15 protein-coding genes and 2 pseudogenes are annotated in these 17,609 nt (G+C 71.3%); 9 read left to right on the top strand and 8 right to left on the bottom strand.

The features are described from left to right. The first annotated feature begins 86 nt into the window (after window positions 1–86). From ACFXAE_RS04100 to ACFXAE_RS04090, 3 genes are all read left to right on the top strand, one after another. Window positions 87–1,388, top strand: coding sequence for a cytochrome P450 (locus ACFXAE_RS04100; protein ID WP_384707613.1), 1,302 nt, complete (start codon window positions 87–89; stop codon window positions 1,386–1,388). A gap of 105 nt (window positions 1,389–1,493) precedes the next feature. Next, window positions 1,494–2,759 carry a cytochrome P450 gene (locus ACFXAE_RS04095; RefSeq protein ID WP_384707610.1) on the top strand — a complete coding sequence of 422 codons (1,266 nt, stop codon included), beginning with the start codon at window positions 1,494–1,496 and terminating at the stop codon, window positions 2,757–2,759. After that, a complete protein-coding gene (locus tag ACFXAE_RS04090) occupies window positions 2,756–3,538 on the top strand; it encodes an enoyl-CoA hydratase/isomerase family protein (RefSeq protein ID WP_384707607.1) in 783 nt (260 codons plus the stop codon). Before ACFXAE_RS04095 ends, ACFXAE_RS04090 begins: the two co-directional genes overlap by 4 nt. Window positions 3,539–3,573: 35 nt before the next feature. Here the strand turns inward: ACFXAE_RS04090 and ACFXAE_RS04085 are convergent, their stop codons facing one another. Beyond that, window positions 3,574–4,155 carry a DinB family protein gene (locus ACFXAE_RS04085; protein ID WP_384707922.1) on the bottom strand — a complete coding sequence of 194 codons (582 nt, stop codon included), beginning with the start codon at window positions 4,153–4,155 and terminating at the stop codon, window positions 3,574–3,576. A 101-nt stretch (window positions 4,156–4,256) separates the two neighbouring features. Between ACFXAE_RS04085 and ACFXAE_RS04080 the strand changes: the two genes are divergently transcribed. The 3 genes from ACFXAE_RS04080 (at window position 4,257) to ACFXAE_RS04070 (ending at window position 6,113) form a co-directional block, all read left to right on the top strand. After that, a complete protein-coding gene (locus ACFXAE_RS04080; RefSeq protein ID WP_384707604.1) occupies window positions 4,257–5,246 on the top strand; it encodes a helix-turn-helix transcriptional regulator in 990 nt (329 codons plus the stop codon). A 377-nt stretch (window positions 5,247–5,623) separates the two neighbouring features. Next, window positions 5,624–5,932, top strand: a complete 309-nt coding sequence (locus ACFXAE_RS04075; protein WP_384707602.1) for a PadR family transcriptional regulator — start codon at window positions 5,624–5,626, stop codon at window positions 5,930–5,932. Window positions 5,933–5,975: 43 nt separating this feature from the next. Continuing rightward, window positions 5,976–6,113, top strand: coding sequence for a hypothetical protein (locus tag ACFXAE_RS04070; RefSeq protein WP_384707599.1), 138 nt, complete (start codon window positions 5,976–5,978; stop codon window positions 6,111–6,113). Window positions 6,114–6,365: 252 nt separating this feature from the next. On the opposite strand, the gene ACFXAE_RS04065 is transcribed toward ACFXAE_RS04070, so the two are convergent. After that, window positions 6,366–7,634: an APC family permease gene (locus ACFXAE_RS04065; RefSeq protein ID WP_384707596.1), complete on the bottom strand. Its 1,269-nt coding sequence runs from the start codon at window positions 7,632–7,634 to the stop codon at window positions 6,366–6,368. Between the two features lie 366 nt (window positions 7,635–8,000). Here ACFXAE_RS04065 and ACFXAE_RS04060 point away from each other — a divergent pair, with 366 nt between their 5' ends. After that, complete coding sequence (locus ACFXAE_RS04060; protein WP_384707593.1) at window positions 8,001–9,725, top strand: VanW family protein; 1,725 nt, start codon at window positions 8,001–8,003, stop codon at window positions 9,723–9,725. Window positions 9,726–10,488: 763 nt separating this feature from the next. On the opposite strand, the pseudogene ACFXAE_RS04055 reads toward ACFXAE_RS04060, so the two are convergent. Further along, window positions 10,489–10,662, bottom strand: a pseudogene (locus ACFXAE_RS04055) (pirin family protein); the annotation flags it as partial. 111 nt (window positions 10,663–10,773) lie between these two features. On the opposite strand from ACFXAE_RS04055, the gene ACFXAE_RS04050 reads away from it, so the two are divergent. Beyond that, window positions 10,774–11,928, top strand: a complete 1,155-nt coding sequence (locus ACFXAE_RS04050; RefSeq protein ID WP_384707590.1) for a tyrosine-type recombinase/integrase — start codon at window positions 10,774–10,776, stop codon at window positions 11,926–11,928. 89 nt (window positions 11,929–12,017) lie between these two features. Here the strand turns inward: ACFXAE_RS04050 and ACFXAE_RS04045 are convergent. Further along, a pseudogene (locus ACFXAE_RS04045) lies at window positions 12,018–12,230 on the bottom strand (hypothetical protein); the annotation flags it as partial. A gap of 459 nt (window positions 12,231–12,689) precedes the next feature. Here ACFXAE_RS04045 and ACFXAE_RS04040 point away from each other — a divergent pair. After that, entirely contained in the window at window positions 12,690–13,337 is a 648-nt protein-coding gene (locus tag ACFXAE_RS04040; protein WP_384707587.1) for a hypothetical protein, read from the top strand. A gap of 113 nt (window positions 13,338–13,450) precedes the next feature. On the opposite strand, the gene ACFXAE_RS04035 is transcribed toward ACFXAE_RS04040, so the two are convergent. From ACFXAE_RS04035 to ACFXAE_RS04020, 4 genes are all read right to left on the bottom strand, one after another. Further along, window positions 13,451–13,585, bottom strand: coding sequence for a hypothetical protein (locus ACFXAE_RS04035; protein WP_384707585.1), 135 nt, complete (start codon window positions 13,583–13,585; stop codon window positions 13,451–13,453). 878 nt (window positions 13,586–14,463) lie between these two features. Then, window positions 14,464–15,345, bottom strand: coding sequence for a universal stress protein (locus ACFXAE_RS04030; protein ID WP_384707582.1), 882 nt, complete (start codon window positions 15,343–15,345; stop codon window positions 14,464–14,466). Window positions 15,346–15,981: 636 nt separating this feature from the next. Then, entirely contained in the window at window positions 15,982–16,626 is a 645-nt protein-coding gene (locus tag ACFXAE_RS04025) for a CBS domain-containing protein (RefSeq protein WP_384707579.1), read from the bottom strand. A gap of 238 nt (window positions 16,627–16,864) precedes the next feature. Then, window positions 16,865–17,287 carry a pyridoxamine 5'-phosphate oxidase family protein gene (locus tag ACFXAE_RS04020; protein ID WP_384707577.1) on the bottom strand — a complete coding sequence of 141 codons (423 nt, stop codon included), beginning with the start codon at window positions 17,285–17,287 and terminating at the stop codon, window positions 16,865–16,867. Between the last annotated feature and the right edge of the window lie 322 nt (window positions 17,288–17,609).

Below are 17,609 nucleotides of genomic sequence, written 5' to 3'. Positions count from 1 at the left end.
GGACCGGGAACAGCGGTTCCCGGATCACTAAGGAAGACTTCATGGATCCTCAAACCCCGTCTGCGGCAACGGTCAGCAGATGCCCCATGCACGACGCCGCGTTCGCCGCCGACCCCCAGCAGGTGTACGACCGGCTGCGCGCCCACGCCCCGGCCGGTCCCGTCGAACTCGCCCCCGGCGCCGACGCCACGCTGGTCGTCGGGCACGAGATGGCCCTGCGCGTGCTGCAGAACACCGAACTGTTCGCCCGTGACTCCCGCCGCTGGAAAGCGCTCAACGAGGGCCGCATCGGCATGGACAACCCGGTGCTCCCGATGATGGCGTACCGGCCCAACTGCCTTTTCACCGACGGTGCGGTGCACCTGCGGCTGCGCAAGGCCGTGGTGGACAGTCTGGCCCGGCTCAGCACCACGCGCATCCGGCGCGACGTCGAGCCGATCGCCGACTACCTCATCGACCAGTTCAGCGAGCGCGGCCGGGCCGATCTGCTGAACGACTACGCCAAGCTGCTGCCGCTGCTGCTGTTCAACCGGCTGTTCGGCTGCCCGGCGGACATCGGTGACACCATCACCACCTCCCTGTCGGCGATATTCGACGCCAAGGACGCGCTGCGCGCCAACGAGGATCTCACCCGCGCCCTCATGGAGCTGATCGCGCTCAAGCGGCGCCGGCCCGGTGACGACGTCACCTCCTGGCTGATCCAGCACCCGGCCGGGCTCACCGACGAGGAGCTCAAGGACCAGCTGGCACTGTTGATGGGCGCCGGCATCGAACCGGAGCGCAACCTCATCGGCAGCGCCCTGGTGCTGCTGCTGTCCGGGGCGGGCGGCCGGCAGAGCGGCATGCTGATCGAGGAGGCGCTCGATCACGTGCTGTGGAACCAGACGCCCATCGCCAACTACGCCACCCACTACCCGGTGCAGGACGTCGACCTGGGCGGCCATGTGGCGGAGGCCAACACCCCGGTGGTGATCTCCTTCGCGGGCGCCAACAGCGACCCCGCGCTGGCCGAGGCCCGCCGCGCCCACAGCAAGGGCGCCCATCTGGCGTGGGGAGCCGGCCCGCACGCCTGTCCCGCCAAGGACCCGGCGCAGGTCATCGCGACCACCGCGATCGAACGGCTGCTCAACGCGCTGCCCGACCTCGCCCTGGCCGTACCGGAGAAGGACCTGCAGTGGCGGCCGGGACCGTTCCACCGGGCCCTGGTCGCGCTGCCGGTGACGTTCAGCCCCACGCCGGCCACCCGGATGGCGGCCGCGCTCCAGGACCGGGCCGCGGCGCCGGGCACGCAGCAGCCGCTCGCGTCGTCCGCGTCCGCTCCGGCACGGCAGGAACCGGCGCGGAAGAAGGGATTCTGGAGCAGCTTCCTGGACATCTTCCGCGTCTGACGCACCGCATGTGACAGGAGCAACACACAGAGGCGCATGACACGGGTGGGTGGAAGGGTAGGTTCCGGCGGTAGTGATCACAGTGCCCAGCAAAAGGAGCTCTGCGTGACCGCCGTTGGCGACATACGCGGTACCACCACCCACCGCCGAGCCGTCATCTCCCTTCTTCGCCACCTGCGTTCGGTTGAGGGACAGGCCAACCCCCTCCCCGTCTGGGAGAAGTTGCGTGCCCTGGGAGACGTCGTGCCTTCTCCCTGGGGCGGCTACTTCGTCACCGGCTTCGAGGCATGCAGCCAGGTCCTGCGCAGCAGGGACTGGCTCGTGCCGGACTTCGCCTGGCAGGAGCGGCAACCCGACCCGAGTCGCTGGCGGGAATTGGCCACCCAGGAGTTGACCGGGACCCTGTCCCGTATCAACCCCCCGACGCACACCTGCCAGCGACGCGCCCTGGGCAACCCGTTCGACCGCGCCACCCTGGAGGGCCTGCGTCCCCGGATCGCCGCTCTCGCCTCCGGCCTCCTGGACGACCTGGAGGACCGTCTGCGCGGCGGCGGGGAGGCGGACTTCGTCCACACCGTCGCCGAACTGCTCCCGGTCCGCACGGTCTGCGAGTGGCTCGGCATCCCCGAAGAGCACTCCGCGCACATCCTGGACTTCGCCCACCGGCAGGCCTACGCCCAGGAACTGTTCCCCACCAGGGGAGAACTCGCGGAGGCGGGCCGTGCCACGCTGGAGATGCGGGCCTTCTTCACCGAACTGATCCGCGACCGGCGGGCCCGCCCTGGCAACGATGTCCTCACCGGCTGGATCCACTACTGGGACGCGCAGTACCCGGACGACCGGGCCGCCGCGGACCGGGTGATCTACCACCTCACGATGTTCATCACCATCGCCTCCCTGGAGACCAGCGCGGTCCTGCTGACCAACGCGGTGCGGTTCGCCACCGAGGCCCCCGCCCGGGCGGAGTGGCTGCGCGCGCACCCGGAGCACATCGAGGACCTGGTGGAGGAATCCCTGCGCTACGACCCCCCGGTGTGGCTCAACTCCCATGTCGCCGCCACCGACATCGTCCTCGCCGGCACCTTCATGCCCAAGGACACCACCGTCCACATCCTGTACGGTTCGGCGGCCCATGATCCCCGGCGCAACCCGGATCCGGATGTCTTCGACATCCTGCGTGGCGGCGGCCACATCACTTTCGGCAGCGGCGCCCACTACTGCCTCGGCGCGGCCCTCGCGCGTACCGAGGCCCGGGAGTTGATCGCCCAGGTGCTGGAACGCTTCCCGACCCTGCGGCCCACCGCACCCCCCGCCTACGACGTCTCCCGGCTCGTCTTCCGCCGCATCACCTCACTGAGAGTAACGACATGAGCACCCCGCCCCTCGCCGATCTCCCCGCCGACCGAATACTCAAGACCCTGCGCACCTACCGGCAGGGCCCTCTCCTCACCGTCGAACTGAACGTCCCCGAAGAGGGCAACGCCGTCACCGACGTCATGCTGGAGGATCTCCTCACCGTCCTCGACGACCAGGACCCGGCGGTACGGGTCCTGGTGCTGGCCGCCGCAGGAGACGAGTTCTGTCTCGGTGGTGACCGGCGCGAGTTCCCCCGGCACCTCGCCGACGACCCCGCCGGCGGCGGCATCCGCGTCAACGGGACGAAGGCCCTGCGGGTGTGCGAGGCCCTCACCGCCAATCCCGCCGTCACCATCGCCCGCGTCCAGGGCAGGGCCGTCGGCGCCGGTGTCGGCCTCGCACTCGCCTGCGACCTGCGCGTGGGCGCGGACACCGCCACCTTCCGGCTGCCGGAACTCGCCCTCGGTGTGCCCCCCGCCTGGGGCGGGCTGCTCCCCCGTCTGATCAGCGAGGTGGGGGCCGCCCGGGTGCGGGAGCTGATCCTCACCGCACGTGTCTTCGACGCCCAGGAGGCCCTCGGACTGTCGGTCCTCCATAGGGCCGTGCCGCGGGAGGCGCTCGACGACGCCGTCATGGCCTGGGCCAAACCCGTCCTGCGGCGGTCGGCCTCCGCCCTGCGGGTCACCAAGGCCATGTTCAACTCGCTCACCGCCACCACCCGACTCGCCGACACCTCGGTGTTCGATCCCGAACTCCTGGTGGCGGTCCTCACCCAGCAGCACCGGCCCGGCTGACCGCGGGCGTGCCGCCCGGCGGGCGGACGCGCCGGTCAGGTGGACGTCCGTCCGTCGAGCGTCTCGCGCAGGATGTCGGCGTGTCCCGCGTGCTGCGCGGTCTCGGCGATAAGGTGCGTCAGCACCCCGCGCACACTGCGCACGGCTCCCGGCTCGTGCCAGGGAGCCTCGGGAAGCGGGTGGGTCGCCGACAGGTCGGGCACGGAGGCGACGATCTCCTCGGTGCGGGCGGCGACCTTCTCGTAGCGCGCGAGGATGCCGTCCAGGGTGTCGCCGGGCAGCATCCGGAATTCGTTCCGATGGTCGATCGCCCACTGCGGGACCTCACGGGCGGTGCCGGCCGCGAGGTCGGCCCAGGTGACGCCGTCGGGAAGGTCGTGGCGCATCGCGGACGGGCCTTCGGTCACGAAGGCCGTCCACGCCTCCTCGATCGACGCGACGTGCTTGATCAGCCCGCCCAGGCACAGGGCGCCGGCCGTCGGGCGCGCACCGGCCTGTTCGTCGCTCAGTCCGCGCGCCGTGGCGGTCAGGGACGCCCGCGCGGTCGCGAGCGCGGCGAGCAGACCGGCCCGTTCGGCGTCGAGGGCGGGCGGCCGGGACGTGGCGGTGGTGGTCACAGTGATCAGGTCCTTCTGGTCGTCGTCGTGGTCGGACACAGGAGAACCGTCCCAGGGGAAGCGGTCAGGGAGTGTCCTCTTCCCGGGGCAGGATCGACCCCATGCCGAAGACCTCAGCCCGACTGCTGTCCCTGCTCTCCCTGCTCCAGGCCCGCCGTGACTGGCCGGGGGCGCTGCTGGCCGAGCGGCTGGGGGTGAGCCCGCGGACCGTACGCCGTGACGTCGACCGGCTGCGCGAACTCGGCTATCCCGTCGCGGCCTTCAAGGGGCCAGACGGGGGATACCGGCTGGACGCCGGCACCCGGCTGCCGCCGCTGCTGTTCGACGACGGGCAGGCCGTCGCCCTCGCCGTCGCGCTGCGGACCGCCGCCACCACGGGCGCCGCGATCCGGGAGGACGCGGTTCGCGCCCTGGCCACCGTCAGGCAGGTCATGCCCGCGCGGCTGCGCCACCGCGTCGACACTCTCCGGGTGACCGCCGTGGAGCCGTCCGCGGTCCGGCCGCACCCGTCCGTCGACGGCGCGCTGCTCATGGCACTGAGCGCCGCCGTCCACGCCGGCGAAGTGCTGCGCTTCGACTACGCCGCCGCCTCCCCGCCGGAGGGCGCCGTTCGTCCGCCGCGGCGGGTGGAGCCGCACCGTCTCGTCAGCCGGGACGGGCGCTGGTACCTCGTCGCCTTCGACCTCGACCGCGCCGACTGGCGCACCTTCCGCGCCGACCGGATCACCCCGCGCAGCCCGACGGGGCCCCGCTTCGCACCGCGCGAGGTCCCCGGAGGGGACGTGGCCGCGTTCGTCACCGGCAGGTTCCGGGGAGCGGACGGCCCCGGCGGGTGGCCCTGCCGCGGCGAGGTGATCCTGGACCTGCCCGCCGCCACCGTGGCCCGCCACGCCCATGACGCCGTCGTCGAGGAGCTGGGCCCCGACCGCTGCCGGCTCGTCCTGGGCTCCTGGTCGTGGACCGCCCTCGCCGCCGGCGTCGGACGGTTCGACGCCGCCGTCGAGGTCGTCGGCCCGCGGGAACTCAAGGACGCCTTCGCGGTCCTGGCACGCCGTTACGCCCGTGCGGCGGCCGGCGCGCCCGGCGTGTGAGCCGCGGTCCGCTACGCCGTCGGCACCCGGGAGGCGACAGTCGGTCGACGCCGGGGCGGTGGGCCGGGAGAGCATCCGTGGCATGCGGGAGCCCGCTGGGATCCTCGCCTTCGACCGGATCTTCGGCCGCGTCTCCCGACGCCGGCGCCGGACGGCCTCCGGATCCTGCCCGACCGCCCGCTTGTCCCCGGGCGCTGGAAGGACGGCCCCCCACCGTCGTCGCGCCGGTGATCGTGGCCGGGTTCACGGACACCTTCTCGTCACAGCCGGGCTCCGCCGGTGGCGGCCCGGTGCCGCGGCCTGTCGCCGGGACGTAGGATCGATTGCCGATATCGGTTTCGTCACTGTCCCGGGCCGGGGCGGAAGGTGAGGAGAGGGTGCGGGAGTTCCAGCGGGGCGCGGTGCGGCTGCACATCCTCCATCACGCCGCCGAGGAGGAGATCCACGGCGCGTGGATGACCGAGGAGCTGGCCCGCCACGGATACCGGATCAGCCCGGGCACGCTGTATCCGACGCTGCACCGGCTGGAGGCCGACGGGCTGCTGATCTCCGAACAGCGTGTGGTCGACGGCCGGGCCCGGAGGGTCTACCGGGCGACGGAGGCGGGGAAGCAGGCGCTGGCTGAGGACCGCCGCGCACTGAGTGAGCTGGCCCGAGAGGTTCTCGGCAACGGCTCTCCGGACTGATCCGCGGCCGCATGCTCAGCTGAAGAACACGCCGGGCGAGGTCGTGCGACACGCCCGGGAGGACATCGGCAAGGCCGGCGAGCCCACGACTCGGGCGCCGTCCGGGACGGCGGCGAAGGTCTGCGCGGAGCCGAGGACCGCCTTCGGACACGACGACCGGAAGCAGTCCGCCCGGCAGTGACCCCGTACGGGCCGCTCCGCAGCCGTTCCCGACGTCCACGTGGTCCCGGCAACGCTCCGCTGCCAGGACCACCGGACGCGCGGGCACAACCTCCGATCATGATCGTTACGTTGGCGGGTCCGCCCCTGGCTGCCATGCTCGCGCAGGAACGAGGGCCGGGCAGCGGCAGTATCGCGGCCGAGGAACAGGCGCCGGCAAGGGTGAAGTCGGCGGGCGCCGTCCGACCGCGTCATCAGGCGGCTGGAGCGGCGGTCAGCTCCGCGCTGCGATCGAACGGCGGACGCCGTACCAGGCGACGCCCGCCGCCAGGACCGCCGCCCCGGAGATCACCGATGAGACGGGAAGCGCGAAGGCCAGGACGAGGCACCCGGCCAGGCCGACGACCGGGACGACCCGGGCGGGGCGGCCCTCGTCGGGGGTGAGGGTGAAGGCGGAGGCGTTGGCGACCGCGTAGTACGCGAGGACTCCGAAGGAGGAGAACCCGATCGCCGCCCGCACGTCCGCCGTGGCCGCGACGACGGCGACGATCAGGCCGACGGCCAGCTCCGCGCGGTGCGGCACCTTGAACCTCGGGTGGACGGCGGCCAGCGCGTGGGGCAGGTGCCGGTCGCGGGCCATCGCCAGGGTCGTCCTCGAGACTCCCAGGATCAACGCCAGCAGCGAGCCGAGCGCGGCCACCGCCGCACCCACCCGCACGACCGGCTCCAGCCGGCCGGCGCCCGCGGCGCGCACCGCGTCCGACAGCGGCGCCGTCGCGGCGGCCAGCCGCTCCGGGCCCAGGACCAGCAGCACGGACACCGCCACCATCACGTACACGACCAGGGCGATGCCCAGCGCCAGCGGAATGGCCCGCGGGATCGTGCGCCGAGGATCGCGGACCTCCTCACCGAGCGTGGCGATCCGCGCGTAGCCGGCGAACGCGAAGAACAGCAGACCGGCCGCCTGAAGCGTCCCGCCGAAGGTGGTGTCGTCACCGATGTCCAGGCGCGCCGCCGCGGTCGTGCCCGAGGTGAGCGCGGCGGCCACGACCGCGGCGAGCACCGCCAGGACCACGGCGACGATCGCCCGCGTCAGCAGCGCGGACTTCTGCACGCCCGTGTAGTTGACGACGGTCAGTGCCACCACGGCCGCCACCGCCACGGCGTGGGCCTGGCCGGGCCACACGTACGAGCCGACCGTCAGCGCCATCGCCGCGCACGAGGCGGTCTTGCCGACCACGAAGCCCCACCCGGCCAGGTAGCCCCAGAACTCGCCGAGTCGCTCACGGCCGTAGACGTAGGTGCCCCCCGAGGCCGGGTAACGCGCGGCGAGGCGGGCGGAGGAGGTGGCGTTGCAGTACGCGACGACGGCGGCCAGGGCCAGCCCGATCAGCAGACCGGAGCCGGCCGCACGGGCGGCCGGAGCGAGCGCGGCGAAGATCCCCGCACCGATCATCGACCCCAGGCCGATCACCACGGCGTCGGACACCCCCAGTCGCCGGTGCAGTTCGTCCGGCATCCCGGCGGTCGTCGGCTTGCTCATGGCCCCACTCCTTCGGCGGCACGGCCGCGCCTCTGACGGACTCCGATATCGGAAGACGATACGTGAGGGAGGCAGGCCGGTCCGTCCTCACCCCTGAACCAGGGACGAGTGATCTCGACGACACCCGCACGAAGGGCCCGGTGGGCCCGGCCCCGCCGGCCCCGGAGCGGTCGCCCGTCCGCGGGAGGAGCCGGGCGCCGAGCATGCCGGGCACCGTCGCACCGGTCACCCGGGCAGATGATCCAAAACGTCCGGTGTGACCTTGGATATACCCTTTGGCACCCGGTTGTGCGTAGCTTGGCCGACCGCTCCCGTACACCGTGCCGCGATATCGGGTGTACGTTACATCGATCGTTCAGGAGTCCCATGCGCCCCCGGATAGCCTCTCTCCCGCCCGCCGCCCTGACGGGCGGTGCGCTGACCCTCGGCATCGGCGGCCTGTATCTCGCCGGGCTGCTGCTCACCGGCGGTGAGATCGAGGCGGGGACGACGGTGCGCGGCGTGGACATCGGGGGTCTGAGCCGTGCGGACGCCACCCGGAAGCTGGAGCAGCACCTGGCGGCGGCCGGCCCGCAGGAGCTGGCCGTACAGGTCGGCGACCGCAAGGGCACGGTCGATCCGCGGCGGGCGGGACTCACCTTCGGCGTCCGGGAAACCCTCGATCGGGCGACGTCCACGGGCGCCGGTCCGGTCAGCGTGATCGGCGGGCTGTTCCGCTCGGGCGGTGACATCGAGCCGGTCGTGCGAGTCGACGAGGACAAGGCCCGTGCCGCCCTCGGGAAGCTGGCGAAGACGCTCGACGCGAAGGTCCGCGACGGCGCCGTCTCCTTCGCCGACGGCCGTGTCGAGCAGATCGCCCCGCGCACCGGGTACGCGCTGGACGTGGACGCCGCGATCGGTGCCCTGCGCACCCCCTTCCTGCGCGGCACGGCGGACCCGGTCACGGTGCTGCCCGCACGCGAGACCGAGCCGAAGGTCACGGTGGCCGAGGTGCGGCGGGCGGTGCGCGAGTTCGCGCGGCCGGCGATGTCGGCGCCGGTCACGCTCACCGCGGGCGGCAAGCGGTTCACGCTCCCCCCGGCCGTGCTGGACGATCACCTGACGATGCGGCCGGACGAGGCCGGCAGGCTCACACCGGAGCTCGACAGCAAGGGCCTGCGGGCCGCGCCCGCGGTGGCCGACGTCCTGAACGGTCTGCCCACCACCCCCAAGAACGCCCGGCTGGGGCTCGAGGGCGACAAGGTCGTGGTGGCCGCCGACGCCAGGCCCGGCGTGGAGGTCACCGACAAGGCCCTGGGCAAGGCCGTCCTGCCCCTGCTCACCGAGTCGGGCGCCGCCCGCACCGGCGAGGTGGACGCGCGGCGGATCCAGCCGGAGGTCACCCGCGAGAACGCGGCCCGGCTGGGGCTCACCGAGAAGATGTCCTCCTTCACCGTCGACTTCGAGCCGGCCGCCTACCGCACGACGAACGTCGGCCGGGCCGTGGAACTCATCAACGGCTCCGTCGTCATGCCGGGCGAGACCTGGAGCTTCAACCGGACCGTCGGCGAGCGCACCGAGGCCAACGGCTTCGTCGACGGCGTCATGATCTACGACGACCAGTACCGGAAGGCTCCCGGCGGCGGTGTCTCCGCCGTGGCCACCACGGTCTTCAACGCGATGTTCTTCGCCGGCGTCAAGCCCGTCGAGTACGGCGCCCACTCCTTCTACATCGAGCGCTATCCCGAGGGCCGCGAGGCGACGGTCGCCTGGGGCAGCCTCGACCTGAGGTTCACCAACGACTCCGGCAAGGCGATCTCCATCCAGGCCGAGTCCACCGACACCTCGCTGACCGTCACCTTCCTCGGCACGAAGAAGTACGACGAGATCACGTCGGTCAAGGGGCCGCGCACCGACGTGCGGCAGCCGGAGACGAAGGTGAGCACCGATGAGCAGTGCGTGCCGCAGACCCCGCTCGAGGGATTCGACGTCACCGTCGAGCGGGTCTTCCACGACGACGGCCGGGAAGTGAAGCGGGAACCGTTCCGCACGCGCTACACCCCGCGCGACGAGATCACCTGCGAAGAGGCGCCGAGCACGCGTCGGCCCTGAAGGACGCGGCCCCGTCAGCTCGTTCGGCGTGACATCGACCCGATGCTCGCGGCCCGTACCAGCCGCACACGGCCGGGCCCGACAGTGCCGGGAGGCGCCTCGGTCGCGAGCGGTGAGGAATCCGGGACCTGGATCCCCGAGGGTTTCGAACACATTGGAGCACCGGAGCATGTCGGCTGCGCTCAGCTCCGAGCACGTACCGTCACAAGTGGCGCCGCAGTCCTTTTCTCCCGGGCCGCGGAGAACTTTCCACGCCTGCGGCATGTGCGGGCGGACCAGGGCTGTCGCAGCACCGGCTTCCACGCCCGGGCCCGGGAGGCCACGGGCGTCACCGTGCAGATCGTGCAGCGTCGCGACGGCGGCTTCCGCTCGACGTGGGTCAAGGCAGGGACACGACCACCTGCGGTACCGCTCCTCGCGGCACTCCCGCGACGTCGGACGGCGGAGAGGACGCTCGCCCGGCCGGGACGGTGCCGCCGGCTGTCGAAGGACTACGAACACCCACGGGTCGACTCGGAGAACGTCGTCCACCTCGCCATGGCCATGCTTCTCCTTCGCCGCCTCGCGAGATCAGCCCGCTGACGCGCCTTCCGGACGCCCTCCGAAGCTGCCCGCAGATGCCCATGCCCTGAGAACCGCGGACAGCTTCAGAGGTGCTCAGGAAGCAGGAACCGAAGGCCCGCGCCAGGGGATGGCCACCGTCACCGGACGGGCGCGGCAGCGCTCCTGAGGCCCTTCGGCTCAGGACCTACGTTTCCGCAGGTCAGCGCATCCTTCCTCGCGGCTTCAAAGGAGCGTTCGGCAGCTCCGGCGCGGGCAGTGGAGCACCGTCGTACCCCTGTACCTCACCGAAACGTGACCCCTTCGTCCAGTCCTCGCGGGCCTGCGCGATCTCCTCGTGCGACCGGCCGATGAAGTTCCACCACATAGCGAACTCCATCAGCGTTTCCGCACGTCAGCAGCGTTTCGGATGCCTGGCGGTCAGCAAACTGTCAGCATCAGTCGCGGGAGTCGGTCGGCCATGGGGCGGGATTCGCTGGTTCGTGGGATGGGGTCGTTCTTCAAGGAGTGCGGGCATCCGCGGTCGCGGTGGTCGAAGTGCCCGCACCCCTACAAGATCCGGTACCGGTCGGCGGCCGGGAAGCAGATGGAGGAGTCGGGGTTCGCGACCCAGGACGATGCCATCGGGCGCTTGACGGATGTCTACAAGGCCAAGAAGACCGCGCCGCGGGGGCGGGCGAAGGCGGAGCGGCTCGCGCGGTACGGGGCAATGCGGTTTTCCGAGTACGCCACCGAGTGGAAGGCCGGTCAGCGTGACCTGGGCCCGGCCTCGGTGCGGCATCTGGAGTCCCTGCTGGAGCATCACATGCTGCCGCTGCTGGGCAGCCGGCGGATGAGCACCTTCGACCACCGGGTCGTCGAGGGCTTCATCCGGGCGATGGAACGCGCCGGCGTCGGGCTGGCCACCCAGGCCAACGCCTTCGACAAGCTCAAGGCGATCCTGCTGGACGCCCACCGCCTCGGCCTCTTCGACGACCACCCCCTCACCGGCCTGAAACCGCCCCAGTACGACCCCAAGCGCGCCGTCATCCCCTCACCGCAGCAACTGCGGCAGATACGCGAGGCCGGCGACGACCGTTTCCGGCTGATCACCGACCTGATGAGCGGCTGCGGCATGCGCAACGGCGAGGCCGCCGCCGTCAACCTGCGCAACATCGTCGCCGACGACGTCTACCGCATCACCGCACAGGTCAACCAGACCACCGGCCACTACGCCCGCCTCAAACACCGCAAAACCGGCGAATACCGCGACGTCCCCCTGCCCGCCCACGTCAAACAAACCATCGAGCGGTACACCGACACACACGGCACCACCGACGGCTACCTGCTACGCCACCCCCTCGACGCCTCAAAGCCGTTCCCGCACTACTACCTCAACAACCAATGGCAGCGGATCAAGAAAGCCCGCGAGACAGACATGCCCGAAGGAATGGTGCTCCACAGCTTCCGGCACTTCTTCGCCTCCAACTGCCTCACCCACAACATCCCCATCACCGACGTCGCCGAATGGATGGGCCACAAGAACATCGACGTCACCTTCAAGATCTACCGACACCTCATGCCCGGCACCATCAGCACCGCCGCCACCACCCTCAACCACGACTTGACTTCGCCCGACGCTGCGGGCGTCGCGAACCAGTAGCGTCGACGCTTGATCGCGGGTGACGATGCCGACAAGTCGGTCCTCCTCGTCGAGTGCCGACAGCCGTTCCACGCGCCGCTCGGTCATCGTCCGGGCCGCTCGGAAGCACAGGCCCGGTCGGCGGCCATCCGGGCGGATCGACGGCTCACCGCGAAGAACCTCATGCGCAGGTTCTCCGGTGACATCTCCTCGTAGAGTCCCTCGAGTTGATCGTGGTCACCGGGCCGCACGGGGCGAATGCACACCGTCGTGCCGTCCGTGAGCAGTGCGTGAACGGGCGGTCGGCTGATCACGTCGTCCATCACGAGTCACCTCCGAGCCTCGCGACGCTTCGAGCGTCCAGCACTTCTCCATCGGGTGCCAGGGCTGTCCGGGACCGTCTGAGGGCCGATCGGCCCCAAGCCCCGCTTTGCCCGGATCACGGGGCCTTCTCGACCAATACTGAGGTTCCCCCGCCACGCGGGAGGGATCGACCATGGTCTGGCTGTTCATCGTATTGAGGGTCATGACGGCCTTCACGTCGGGAAAGGCGCGCCGGATCCGCCACAGCGTGCGGACCGGGCACCAGGCCGGTCGGACCTCACGAAGGGCCGGCCAGCCCTCGCGCGGCCGCCGCGCACCGGCTATGCCGGAATGAGGCGAGGGGGGCACTTCCTCCTCGGCCTCGGGCCCGATCAACCCGGGCCAGGTAGGTGACCAGGGAGTACAGAATGTCCGAGAAGCAACCATGCCGACGAACGGGAACCGGTCTGCTCCCCTTCGTGACAGCTTCCGCAACGCTGGCGTTCTACACGCTGCAGTGCCGGCCGAGGCTGCTCACCTGGGGTGCGACGCAGGACGAAACCGCTCGCGCGTACCCCGGCGACGAACTGGTGCCCGACCCCGACGGCAGCTCGACGATGGCCACCGACCTTCCGGCACCACCCGAGCAGGTCTGGCCCTGGCTGGCGCAGATGGGGTACGACCGCGGAGGCTGGTACAGCTGGGACTGGCTGGACCGCTATGGGCACCCCAGCGCGGACCGTGTCGCGCCCGAGTGGCGGAAGCTGGAGGAAGGTCAACGCCTCAAGGCATCGCGGGACGGAAGGTTCTGGTTCACCGTGGCGCTGCTGGAGCCGAACCGGACTCTGGTACTTCGCTCGGACCTGAACCTCTCCGGAGGGCGGTCCTTCGACCCGCGGACCAAGCCCCTGCCACAGGCACGGCTGGACGGAATCTGGGCCTTCCACCTGCGACCGGCCCCCTTCGGTGAGACACGTCTGGTGGTCCGCACGCGCGGTCAAGGCCACCCCCGATGGCTCACCCGGCCTTTCGACCTGGTGTTGGGTGAACCCGCGCACTTCATCATGCAGACCCGCCAGTTCCACAATCTGCGCGCCCGGGTCGGCGCGGAAGGCATGACCCCGTAGTGCCACGGCCTCGTCCCGGTCCACCAGCACGGCCGGTCGGCCGTTAGTTGATCCACGGCGTCACCGAACCGCGAGAGGACCGAGGACAACTGCCGCACCGCCACAGGTCCCTGTTACTCGAAGGCGTCCGCCCGCAAGTTCTCCAGATGCCGCAGCAGCGTGCCGTCGACGCTGACGCGCCGCTCCGGACACACAGCCGCGGACACCGGCTCGGGCAGCAGGACCCGCAGATAACCGACGTGGCTCATGCCGACGAGCACCCCGTCACGAGGGCACCGGGATCGCCCTCCAGGCCGGAGGAAAGCACGATCGTGTCCACGCACGACTGGACCAGGGCAATGGAGTCGCACGCCTTTCCCCTTGCGCACTCGACGGGCCGGAGCGCTGTTCAGCACTCGATCCACCCGGCGCCGGCCCGCTCCGGAGCAAGGACGAGCGCGACCTCTCCGAAGGATCCGCCTACGCTCCACTGCACGGCCGCGCAGCGACAAGTAGGTGCTCGCGGCACTTCGTACGCTGATCACCGATGCACTCGCCGGCACGGCCGAGGACATGCCGAAGGAGGGCTGTCCACTTCCCGAGGACCTGGGGGCCACGGTCGCTATCGGCTACGACGACCAAGGAGTGCTGCACTCTCTGTACGGGTCACAGGTCCGAGACAGTCGGCGTCGCACGGACCACCACGATCACCACCAGGGAGGCCGCGTCACCCCTCCGTCCCAAGGTCTGCGACACCGGCGTCACGCTCCGACGGCCGCCCGCGCGTGGTCGACGTGACCGCGGCCCCCGGCTGGAAACCCGCCGAAGTGCTGCGGCTGGCGGCCACGGTGGACCAGTACTCGCCGCACGTCCCTGGCCCACTCCATCGTCGACGCGGCCCGTGAGCGCGGACTGGAGCCGTCGATGGCGACAGGGGTGTCGGAGGAGGCCGGCCGGGGCGTGACGGCGTGGTCGAGGGCCGCAGGACGACCGTGGGCCGTCCGGAGCCCGCAGCGGTGGTCCCGGACTGGGCGCGGGCCGCGGAGAACCGGACGCTGCTGGACGGCGCCGCCGTCGCCTGGCTCACCGTCGGCGGTGTTCCCACGGGAGCCGTCAGGTTTCGGCACGGGGATCACCCCCCGGTGGTTCAGTAGTGGGGTACGACGGCCACGGGGCAGACCGCCTGCTGGATCACGGCGTGGGTCACCGGGCCGGTACGCGCAATCCTCGGGCGGTCGGTGAGCCGGTGTCCGACGACCAGCAATTCCGCGCCGGACGCCGCCTTCAGCAAGGCCCCGGAGGGCTTGCCCTCCACCACCGTCTCGAGAACATCGACGTCGGAGTACTTGTCGCCCCACGGCTGGAGCACGGCGGCGAGGAACCGCAGCCACTCCTCGGCCCGCCCCCGATCGCTCACCAGACCGATCTCGCCGGGACCCAGGGTGAGCAGGTCGGGGGCACGCCAGGCGTGCAGAACCCTCAGCCGCGCGTGGCGCACGCGGGCCGCCTCGAAGGCGAACTCGATCACCTCGTCGCACGGTTCCGTGACGTCGACACCGACAACCACGTCCCGTCGGCCGCCACCGGCCACTTCCTGCGTCTCACCAGCCGTGCCGTCGGCCCGCACGAGGACGACGGCCCCGGTGGCCCTCGCCACGACCTCGAGAGCGACCGACCCCACGAGCAGTCCGGTGATACCGCCCAGCCCGCGCGAGCCCAGCACCAGCAGCTCGGCGCCAGCCGACGCCTTCACCAGGGCGGCGGACGCCGGCCCCTCGACCTGCTCGTCGTACACCCGCACGTCGGGGCACGCCGTGCGAACGCGTTCCTCCGCCTGTCGCAGGACACACCGGGCCCGGTGCCGCTCAGCCGCGTAGGAGATCTCCGCCCCACCCTGGCGCGGGTGCCAGTTCCGCACATGCAGCAGCCGCAGTGGCCGTCCGCGGCGGACGGCCTCACAAGCCGCCCACTCGGCGGCGGCGAGACTCTCGGGTGAACCGTCGACCCCGACGGCAACAGGTGAAAGCATGACGCGCACCTCCAGAAGACCTCCCCATTCATCAGTGTCACGCGGGGGCGGTGTCCGGGACAGGGCCACCGGGTCCATCCGGAGGGCCATCAGGCCCATGTCTCCGACCGGCTGACGGGACAGCCATTCGGATCGTGCGGTACGACTACCACCGGGCCCTGTGCGCGGTTCGGCAGGGCGTGGCTCGTCCGGCCGGGTTGGAGGCTGAAGCAGCCCCGGTGTTGTCGGGCGCCGACGATCACGAGATCGCCGGCGGCCGACCGGAGCGTGAGCACCTTGCTACCGGGCCTTCGACCATCACGCGACGGACCCGGACACCCGAGTCACCCGAGTGGGCGGCGATCTCGGGTCGACCGCTGCCGCGAGGACTGTCCGATGGCGGTCGAGCAGTTCGCCGAGGATCGCGGCCGATGGCCTGCGGCATCGGCTCGCCGATGAAGTCACCGTCACGGTCGGCGAACAGGCCGTAGTCCCACAGGGCGGAGACGTCCTCAGCGCGTCGGTTCCGGGGGTGCCGGACAGCTCCTCGACGCGGTGCGGCAGCAGCGGACTGCGCATGGTGGGGTGAAGGACTCCCCCTGCACCTCCACCCCCGTTGCCGTTGACGACGGTGGAGCGGCCGGCTGTCCGCGCATACTAGCCAGCCCGGCCGGCGGAAAGGTGGGCATCCACTGCGACGACACCGTCGACACCCTGGCACAGGCCCACGACCACCGGGATGAGACGCGGTTCCGGGACGTGTCCCCGAAGGGTGACGACCCCGTCTTGGGCCTCGATGGCGACGGTGCCCTCATCCAGGCCGAGGATGCGCCCCAGGACCTCCTGCTCGACCTCGCCGTGGATCTCGGCGTCCGAGCGGATGAAGGCGTCGAGCAGGTCGCTGCGGGTGACGATGCCGGTGAGGAGCCCGTCGTCGCCGACCACCGGCAGCTGCTTGACGTGCCTCCTGCGGAGTTCCCGCGCGGCCCGGGGGATCGTCCAGTCGGCGCGGGCGGTGAAGACGGGGCTGCTCATGAGTTCGCCTGCGGTCCGTGCCCGGGCCTTGCTCCAGGCGCGCTCGTCGGTCCCGTCCTGCCCCTGCGGATCAGGCGTGCCGGTCTCGTGCCGCAGCACGTCGGACGCGGACACGACGCCGACAGGAGCGCCGTCGTCGTCGACGACCGGTGCCGCGACGATGTCGTTCGCGTCCAGCAGGGTGGCGGCCTCCTGGAGTGGTGTGGTGGGGCGGAGGGTGACGACCTCCTCGGTCATCACGTCTCCGACCGTGCGGCGGTGCAGCATGACGTCGGTCTCCTCCGCATCACGACGGGGCGTCCGCGGTCGGACCGCCCGGGCGGACCACGTGCGGTGCGTCGACTCGTGCACACCGTCTTCCCTACCCATGACAACACCGCGCTGCTCAGGCGACCAGTGACGTTCGGCCTGGCAGGGGGGCCGACGGTCCCGCGGCCAGGAGTGCGACATTGTGCGCGAGACGCTGCCGACGTCGGGCAGTCGCGAACGCCGTACCGGATGCGGCTCATCGCGTGGTGCGTGCGCCCGTGATCTCGCGTCCGGTGACCAGCTCGGACTCGATGCGTACGAAGACCCCGTCACGTACGGGCATCCAGGAATGCGGGCCGGTCCGCGAGAGCCGTTCGTGCTCCGCGGCGTCGGTCACCACGGAGGCCCGGCCGGTGACGATCACGCTCCAGCCGGATCGGGTCGCCGCGGTGAACTCGTCCGCCTCGAAGGCGACCACGACACCGTCGACGGCGCGTACGAGATCCGAGCCGGCCGAGGTGCAGAGCAGAACGGAGGCATCCTCGCCCAGGGAGAAACTGACCGGGAGGACTGCGGGCAGCGCCTGCCGGGTGTACACGACCCGGCCGACCGGCACCTTGGCCAGCAGGCGGAGGCACTCCTGCCGGTCGAGAATGCGAAAGGCGTCGTTCTCGAGCATCAGGCCATCATCGGTGTGGCCGCCCTGTGGCGAGTAGGGCCGGTCGGCCCCACTTCCGTCCACCGCCCGGCAGCAGACGCCCGCAGCCGCCGTTCTGCTGGCCAGTCACGACGAGGGCTGTCGGGCGGAGGTGGCTTTCATCAGCGCCTGCGCGGACGCACGCCCTACCACGCGGGCATCGACAGCCACCCGCGGGGACGACTCCCGTGTCGCTGCGGTGTCCGCACGTCCGTGCAGCCGGCCATCGGTTGGTCGATCCGAGCAGCAGGCCGGCAGTCCGATCCAGGCCCAAGAAAGTAGTTGAGGCCTCCGCCGTCCCAGC

The organism is Streptomyces sp. NPDC059454, from assembly GCF_042749965.1.
Classification (GTDB): Bacteria; Actinomycetota; Actinomycetes; order Streptomycetales; family Streptomycetaceae; genus Streptomyces.
Note: the sequence above shows the minus strand (reverse complement) of the source record. Positions and strands in the feature narration are given on the sequence as shown.